This is a genomic window from Kutzneria sp. 744 (genome assembly GCF_000568255.1).
Taxonomy (GTDB): domain Bacteria; phylum Actinomycetota; class Actinomycetes; order Mycobacteriales; family Pseudonocardiaceae; genus Kutzneria.
The window spans coordinates 5,311,954-5,319,571 of the sequence record NZ_KK037166.1; the positions used below are offsets into that span (position 1 = coordinate 5,311,954).

Annotated in this window: 8 protein-coding genes; 3 read left to right on the forward strand and 5 right to left on the reverse strand. The window is 70.7% G+C overall.

Annotated features, from left to right (window positions below):
- Positions 1–86 precede the first annotated feature (86 nt).
- The 4 genes from pssA to glp are packed head-to-tail and all read right to left on the reverse strand — an operon-like array spanning position 87 to position 3,286.
- Positions 87–1,040 carry a CDP-diacylglycerol--serine O-phosphatidyltransferase gene (pssA, locus tag KUTG_RS23775; protein ID WP_043719673.1) on the reverse strand — a complete coding sequence of 318 codons (954 nt, stop codon included), beginning with the start codon at positions 1,038–1,040 and terminating at the stop codon, positions 87–89.
- Between the two features lie 4 nt (positions 1,041–1,044).
- Positions 1,045–1,755 carry a phosphatidylserine decarboxylase gene (locus tag KUTG_RS23780; RefSeq protein ID WP_043719676.1) on the reverse strand — a complete coding sequence of 237 codons (711 nt, stop codon included), beginning with the start codon at positions 1,753–1,755 and terminating at the stop codon, positions 1,045–1,047.
- Positions 1,756–1,810: 55 nt separating this feature from the next.
- Entirely contained in the window at positions 1,811–2,089 is a 279-nt protein-coding gene (locus KUTG_RS23785; RefSeq protein ID WP_043719679.1) for a GlsB/YeaQ/YmgE family stress response membrane protein, read from the reverse strand.
- Positions 2,090–2,098: 9 nt separating this feature from the next.
- Positions 2,099–3,286, reverse strand: a complete 1,188-nt coding sequence (glp, locus tag KUTG_RS23790) for a molybdopterin molybdotransferase MoeA (RefSeq protein WP_043719682.1) — start codon at positions 3,284–3,286, stop codon at positions 2,099–2,101.
- A gap of 217 nt (positions 3,287–3,503) precedes the next feature.
- Here glp and KUTG_RS23795 point away from each other — a divergent pair, with 217 nt between their 5' ends.
- From KUTG_RS23795 to groL, 3 genes are all read left to right on the forward strand, one after another.
- Positions 3,504–3,707, forward strand: a complete 204-nt coding sequence (locus KUTG_RS23795) for a cold-shock protein (RefSeq protein WP_025354171.1) — start codon at positions 3,504–3,506, stop codon at positions 3,705–3,707.
- A 105-nt stretch (positions 3,708–3,812) separates the two neighbouring features.
- On the forward strand, positions 3,813–5,006 hold the full coding sequence (locus tag KUTG_RS23800) for a serine/threonine-protein kinase (protein ID WP_084579716.1): 1,194 nt from the start codon (positions 3,813–3,815) through the stop codon (positions 5,004–5,006).
- A gap of 182 nt (positions 5,007–5,188) precedes the next feature.
- Positions 5,189–6,811: a chaperonin GroEL gene (gene groL, locus KUTG_RS23805; RefSeq protein WP_043719687.1), complete on the forward strand. Its 1,623-nt coding sequence runs from the start codon at positions 5,189–5,191 to the stop codon at positions 6,809–6,811.
- A gap of 442 nt (positions 6,812–7,253) precedes the next feature.
- On the opposite strand, the gene KUTG_RS55430 is transcribed toward groL, so the two are convergent.
- The coding region (locus KUTG_RS55430; RefSeq protein WP_198047288.1) for a LytR C-terminal domain-containing protein at positions 7,254–7,618 on the reverse strand (365 nt) is incomplete at its 5' end.

The window sequence follows — 7,618 nt, forward strand, 5'->3', positions numbered from 1 at the left end:
CGACACCTCGCCGGGTGTCCAACGCGGACGGGGACAGCCGGGCGGTCAGCGAATCACGGCGCCAGCTTAGCCACGGCGAGCGTGACTCAGCGGCGTTCCTGGCGGCGAAGCCCCAGCTGACGCCAGCCCCGGCGGCGGGTGCCGTCGCCGTTGCCGTTGGTGGTCGAGTCGGTGCGCCGGGGCAGCCGAACCTGGCTGATCCGGCTGGCCGCGCCGGCCACCCGGCGGCGCAGCGGCGGGCGTAGCCCGAACCGGCGGGCGGCACTGCCGGCACGGCGGATGGCCCGCCGCTCCCGCGACGGCACCGACCAGGCCTCGGGGTGCCGGGCCAGCCAGTAGTAGCGGTAGACCGAGTACGGAATGTGCCCCAGGTAGATCAGCATCGCCGCGACCAACGCCCACAGCGGGTACAGCAGCACGGTCGCGGCCACCAGCACCACGCCGACCAGCAGCGGGGCCACGATCCGCGGCGGCACCTTGATCGTCTTCAGGGACAGCGTCGGCACCCGGCTGATCATCAGCGCGGCCACGATCACCGTCCAGATCGCCACGACGATCGGCGAGGTCCAGAAGCCGTTGCCGGCGGCCAGCCACAGCACGATCGGCAGCAGCGCGAGCAGCGCGCCCGGCGGGGCCGGCACGCCGACGAAGAACTCCTTGGTGAACGGCGGCTTCTCGGTGTCCTCCAGCAGCGTGTTGAACCGCGCCAGGCGCAGCACCATGCACGCCGCGAAGATCAGCGAGACGATCCACAGCCCGTTGTCGGAGCCGTGGGCCCAGATGTAGAGCATCAGCGCCGGCGAGACGCCGAAGGAGATGGCGTCGGCCAGCGAGTCCAGCTCGGCGCCCATCTTGCTGGTGGCGTCCAGCAGCCGGGCGATCCGGCCGTCGAGGCTGTCCAGGATCGCCGCCGCGCCGATCGCGCCGATCGCCACCGCGTAGTTGTTGGTGAGGGCGAACTGCACGCCGGACAGGCCGGCGCACATGGCCAGCACCGTGATGGCGTTGGGCAGCAGCCGCACACCGGGCCCCGAAGGCATGTGGTCAGCCCCCGAGTTCGGCGAGCACGGTCTCGCCGCCGATGGTGCGCTGCCCCGGCTCGACCAGCACCTTGCTGCCCAGCGGCACGTAGAGGTCGACCCGCGAGCCGAACCGGATCAGGCCGTAGGTGCGGCCGGCGACGGCCGGCTCGCCCGCCTTGACCTCGCACACGATGCGACGCGCGACCAGGCCGGCGATCTGCACCACGACCAGGTCCTTGCCGTCCTCGGTGCGGATGGCCAGCGAGTTGCGCTCGTTGTCCTCGGACGCCTTGTCCAGGTCGGCCGACAGGAACTTGCCCGGGCGGTAGTGCGCGGCGGTGATCTCACCGGTGGCCGGCAGCCGCTGCACGTGCACGTCGAAGATGTTGAGGAAGGTGCTGATCCGCAGCATCCGCCCGAACGGAAGGCCGAGCTCGGCCGGCGGCTCCGCCTCCAGGACGTCGGCGACCGTGCCGTCGGCCGCGGCGACCGCGATGTTCGGGCGGGTCGGCGTCACCCGGGCCGGCTCACGGAAGAACCAGGCGGCCCAGGCCGTGGCCAGGAAGCCGAGGAAGCCCAGCCGGCGGTTGATCAGCCGCAGCACGAGCGCGCCCACGGCGAAGCCGGCCACGATCGGCCGGCCGCCCGGGTGCATCGGCGGCACGGTCTTGCGGGCCAGGTCCAGGAAGTGGCTGGCGGAGAACCCGGCGGGTTCGGGCGAGTTGGCGTTCATCGCGCCACACGATAGGGCACCCGCCGCAGCTGTCTTTCGCGCGTCACCGGGTGCGCTACTGACGGCCGCCCCGGCCGGCGCCGCGCAGCAGACTCAGCAGCGCCAGCAGGATCACCGCCCCGACCAGCGCGATGCCGAAACTGGTGAAGTTCCAGCCGAAGTCCTGCGGATGCCCGGTGGCCAGCTGGTACAGCCAGCCGCCGAGAAACGCGCCGGCCACGCCGACCAGGATGCTGACGATGCAGCCCTGCGGCCGGCGGTCGCGACCGCCGACGACGAGGTTGGCCGCCCAACCCACGATCGCGCCCAGCACGATCCATCCGATGAGTCCCACGACACGACTCTACGCATCGAGTCCGACAACGGTGACGAGATCGCCCGCCGCCACCTCGCTGACCCCCTCCGGCACGACGACCAGGCAGTTCGCCACGGCCAGCGCGCTGAGCAGGTGCGAGCCGGGGCCGCCGACCAGCTCGACCGTGCCGGCCGCGTGGTCGAGCACGCCGCGGCGGAACTGGCGGCGTCCGGGCGGCGAGTGCAGGGCCTGGGCGATCACGGCGCTCCGGGTCGGCCGCTGGACCACCGCGTGCCCCATGGCCGAGCGCAGCGCCGGCCGCAGGAACACCTCGAACGACACCTGGGCGCTGACCGGGTTGCCCGGCAGCGTCACCACCGGCACGCCCCGGTAGTTGCCGGCGCCCTGCGGCATGCCCGGCTGCATGGCCACCTTGCGGAACTCCACGCCGTTGCCGGTGAAGGCGTCCTTCACCACTTCATAGGCGCCGGCGCTGACGCCACCCGAGGTGACGATCAGGTCGGCCGAGTCCAGCCGGTCGGCCAGCGCCTTGTGGAAGGCGTCGACGTCGTCCGGCACGAAGCTCAGCACCTCGGCCAGCGCACCCACCGAACGGATGGCCGCGGCCAGCATCACGCCGTTGGACTCGTAGATCTGGCCGGGCAGCAACGGATTCCCGGCCGCGACCAGTTCGGATCCGGTGGACAGCACCAGCACCCGAGGCCGCCGCCGCACCGGCAGCTCGCCCGCGCCGACCGCGGCCGCCAGGCCCAGCTGCGCCGGCCCGAGCTCCGCGCCCGCGCGCAGCACCACATCGCCGACCTTGACGTCCTCGCCGGCCCGGCGGATGTGCATGCCCGGCTCGACCTCGCCGTTGATCAGCACCCGCTCGACGCCGCCGTCGGTCAGCTCGACCTGGACGACGGCGTCCGCGCCCGGCGGCACCGGGGCCCCGGTCATGATGCGCTGCGCCGTGCCGGGCATGAGCTCGGTCGATTCGGTCTTTCCGGCGGGGATGTCGTCGGTTACTGGGAGTTCGACCGGGGCATCCCTGATGTCTCGCGCCCGAACGGCGTAACCGTCCATCGCCGAATTGTCGAACGGTGGCAGCGCCACCGGAGAGTGAAGGTCCTCGGCGATGGCGAGACCGAGACAGTCCGCGACCGGAATGCGTTCGACCGGCGTATTGCCGACCAGCCCCAACACGGTCGAAAGGTGTTCGTCGACGGTCGCCAACCGGCTAGCTGAAGTGGACACGGCCCCCATCCTCCCGCATACCGGCCGGTGACGACGGTACCGCCGTTCGAGTCATCGGAAATTGCTGTGCGGCAACGATCCTGGCGCATGAAGAGCACCCGACAAGCAGATGGCGAGCCGCCTGCTCGCCGCTAACGTTGTCGTGAGATCCATTCGGCGCCCCCAGCGCCGTGCGCCACATCTCAAGGAGGACGCCGTGGCAGTCGGCACGGTCAAGTGGTTCAACTCGGAAAAGGGTTACGGGTTCATCGCTCAGGACAGTGGTCAGGATGTGTTCGTCCACTACTCGGCGATTCAGATGGACGGATTCAGGGCACTGGCCGAGGGCGACCGGGTTGAGTTCGAGGTCCAGGCCGGCCGTGACGGCCGCAGCCAGGCCGCGGACGTCCGCAAGGTCTGATCTGACGAAGTCGAAGCAACGTTGAACGGCGGCGGCCCGCGCGGCCGCCGCCGTTTTCCCACCAACCGGCCGCGAGGCGAGATTCGCGGACGTTAGGCTGACCTGGTGTCGGACGACTTGACCGGTAAGCGCCTGGGCCACTACCGCATCGACGCGGTGCTGGGCCGAGGCGGCATGAGCGTCATGTACCGCGCCACGGACATGAGGCTGGGCCGCAAGGTCGCGCTGAAGGTCATCTCCGAGCACCTGACCGAGGACCCGGAGTTCCGGGAGCGCTTCGTCGACGAGGCGCGCAACACCGCGGCCATCGACCACTCCAACGTCGTGCCGCTGTACGACTTCGGTGAGCTGGACGGCCTGCTCTACATCGCCATGCGGCTGGTCGACGGGTCCGACCTGGCCAGCCTGATCAAGGACGGCCCGCTGACGCCCTCGCGCGCCCTCATCCTGGTCAGCCAGGCCGGCGAGGCGCTGGACATGCTGGCCGGGCGCGGCCTGGTGCACCTGGACGTCAAGCCGGCCAACATGCTGGTCACCAGCCGTGAGTCCGCGGGCGAGCACGTCTACCTGGCCGACTTCGGCCTGACCAGGCGCGGCGCCACCGGCCACCGCACCCGTGGCGGCGACTTCCTCGGCTCGCCCACCTACGCGGCGCCCGAGCACCTGCGGGGCGAGCCCGTCGACGGCCGCACCGACCTCTACTCACTGGCCTGCGTGCTGTTCGCCTGTCTCACCGGCCGCCCGCCGTTCCAGGGCACCGTGTCCGAGGTCATCCAGGGCCACCTGGGCAGCCAGCCGCCGTCGGTGACCGCGCTGGTGAGCCTGCCGGCCGGCATCGACGACGTGATCCGCAAGGGCATGGCCAAGGACCCCAAGCAGCGCTACGCCAACTGCCGCGAGCTGGTCGCCGCTGCGCGGTCGGCGCTCGTGACCGTCTCGCAGCCGGGCGTGCCCGCGCCGCCGCCCGTGACCCAGCAGCCGACCGTGCGCACCGAGCCGACCAGCGGCCCGGTCCCGGTGCAGGCCGTCGCCCAGGCGCACGGTCCCGCCTCGCAGCCGTTCCCCAGCCAGCAGCCCGGGCCCATGCAGCCGCGGCCGTACCAGCAGCAAGGCCCGACGCAGCCGCAGTACGGCTACGCGCAGGCCGGTGACCAGCCGGTCCGGCTGCGGCCGCCGACGCCGATCAACAACACCGCCTTCCGCGAGGACGGCGGCGCCGCCCGCTGGGCCGTGCCCGTCCTGGCCGGAACCGCGCTGCTCGTCATCCTTGTGGTGTTCATCGTCTGGATCACTGCCTGAGGCCGCCTTGCTTGCACTCGGCCTCCGCGAGTGCTAAACACGAACTAGCACTCGGGCACTGCGAGTGCCAACACGTTAGGTCGGGACGGTGAGGCCGTCGGGGAGATCCCCGGCAGTCGTCCGTCGCGGGCACCGAGCCGGCCGAGCACCGTGTCATCCATAAGCCGGAGGACCACACCGCAATGGCCAAGATGATCGCGTTCGACGAGGACGCCCGCCGCGGTCTCGAGCGCGGGATGAACATCCTCGCTGACGCCGTCAAGGTGACGCTCGGCCCCAAGGGTCGCAACGTCGTGCTGGAGAAGAAGTGGGGCGCCCCCACCATCACCAACGATGGTGTCTCCATCGCCAAGGAGATCGAGCTCGAGGACCCGTGGGAGAAGATCGGGGCCGAGCTCGTCAAGGAGGTCGCCAAGAAGACCGACGACGTCGCGGGTGACGGCACCACCACCGCCACCGTGCTCGCCCAGGCGCTGGTGCGCGAGGGCCTGCGCAACGTCGCGGCCGGCGCCAACCCGCTCGGTCTCAAGCGCGGCATCGAGAAGGCCGTCGAGGCCGTCGCCGAGCAGCTGCTCAAGACCGCCAAGGAGATCGAGACGAAGGAGCAGATCGCTGCTACCGCGTCCATCTCCGCCGCCGACTCCACGATCGGCGAGCTCATCGCCGAGGCGATGGACAAGGTCGGCAAGGAAGGTGTCATCACCGTCGAGGAGAGCAACACCCTCGGGCTCGAACTGGAGCTCACCGAGGGCATGCGCTTCGACAAGGGCTACATCTCCGGTTACTTCGTGACCGACGCCGAGCGCCAGGAAGCGGTCCTCGAGGACCCGTACATCCTGCTGTTCGGCTCCAAGATCGCGTCCGTCAAGGACCTGCTGCCGCTGCTGGAGAAGGTCATCCAGTCCGGCAAGCCGCTGCTGATCATCTCCGAGGACGTCGAGGGCGAGGCCCTCGCGACCCTGGTGGTCAACAAGATCCGTGGCACCTTCAAGTCCGTCGCCGTCAAGGCCCCGGGCTTCGGCGACCGCCGCAAGGCCATCCTGCAGGACATCGCCACCCTCACCGGTGGCCAGGTCATCTCCGAGGACGTGGGCCTCAAGCTGGAGAACGCCGACCTGACCCTGCTGGGCAAGGCGCGCAAGGTCGTGGTGACCAAGGACGAGACCACGATCGTCGAGGGCTCCGGCGACGCCGAGCAGATCCAGGGCCGCGTCAAGCAGATCCGCGCCGAGATCGAGAAGTCGGACTCGGACTACGACCGTGAGAAGCTGCAGGAGCGGCTGGCCAAGCTGGCCGGCGGCGTTGCGGTGATCAAGGCCGGCGCCGCCACCGAGGTGGAGCTCAAGGAGCGCAAGCACCGCATCGAGGACGCGGTGCGCAACGCCAAGGCCGCCGTCGAGGAGGGCATCGTCGCCGGTGGTGGCGTGGCCCTGCTGCAGGCCGCCGAGGCCGCGTTCGCCAGCCTCAACCTCACCGGTGACGAGGCGACCGGCGCGAACATCGTCAAGGTCGCCGTCGAGGCGCCCCTGAAGCAGATCGCCGTCAACGCCGGCCTCGAGGGTGGCGTTGTGGTGGAGAAGGTCAAGGGCCTCAAGCCCGGCGAGGGCCTCGACGCCGCCACCGGCGAGTACAAGGACCTGGTCGCCGCCGGCATCATCGACCCCGCCAAGGTGACCCGCTCCGCGCTGCAGAACGCCGCGTCGATCGCCGCGCTGTTCCTCACCACCGAGGCTGTCGTCGCCGACAAGCCCGAGAAGAACCCGGCCCCGGCCGGCGCCCCCGACGCCGGCGGCATGGACTTCTGAGTCCAGCCCCGCCAGCTGAGGCACAAAGCCCGGCCCCGCTCCGCGGGGCCGGGCTTTCCCTTTGCCCCCGCGAGTCCCGCTCTCCGACACACCGAAATACGGTTTCGGGCAGAGGTTCATCGGCAGGTCGGCTCCGCCGGCGTGTCCGAAAGCGACACTCGGCGCACAGGTCATCGAGTACACCGTCGGCGGCTATGCGGGCCGACCTGGAGAGCGGGTGGGCGGAGCCGTCAGGCCACGCATTCCACGGGGCCGGCAACCCGGCAGCGCAGGGTGGATCACCTCCACCACGGCCATCTCCCGCCGCCGCGTCCCCGAACCCGAGCTCCCCTCATAAACCTGGGGACGCAGTATCCCGGGACCAGCCTTGCTGAGGTCGAACGCCAGTAAGGGGCCCTTCCTGACGTTGAACGTCAGGAACGGTCCCTTGATCTTGCGGGCGTCAGCCCTTCTTCGGGGGGCTGTAGTCGTCGGTGATGATCACGATGACGCCGGGGTCGGCGGCCTGGATGCCGTCGAAGCGGGGCATGGAGCGCATGTGGAAGGCCTTGGCCATGGCGTTGGCCTCGGCTTCCTCATCGGTGCCGGGCCGGAAGTAGACCGTGGTGGTGGCGATGATGCCCTGCGAGTAGTTGCCGACGGTCGGCACGCTGTAGCCGGCGGCGCGGAAGTCGCTGGCGGCCTGCTGGGCCATGCCGGCGATGGTGCCGTTGTTGTACACGCGCACCGGCACCGACTGCGGGTTGCCACCGCCGCCACCGCCGCCGGGCGGGGCCGGCTGGGTGGTGGTCGTGGTCGCCGGCGGCT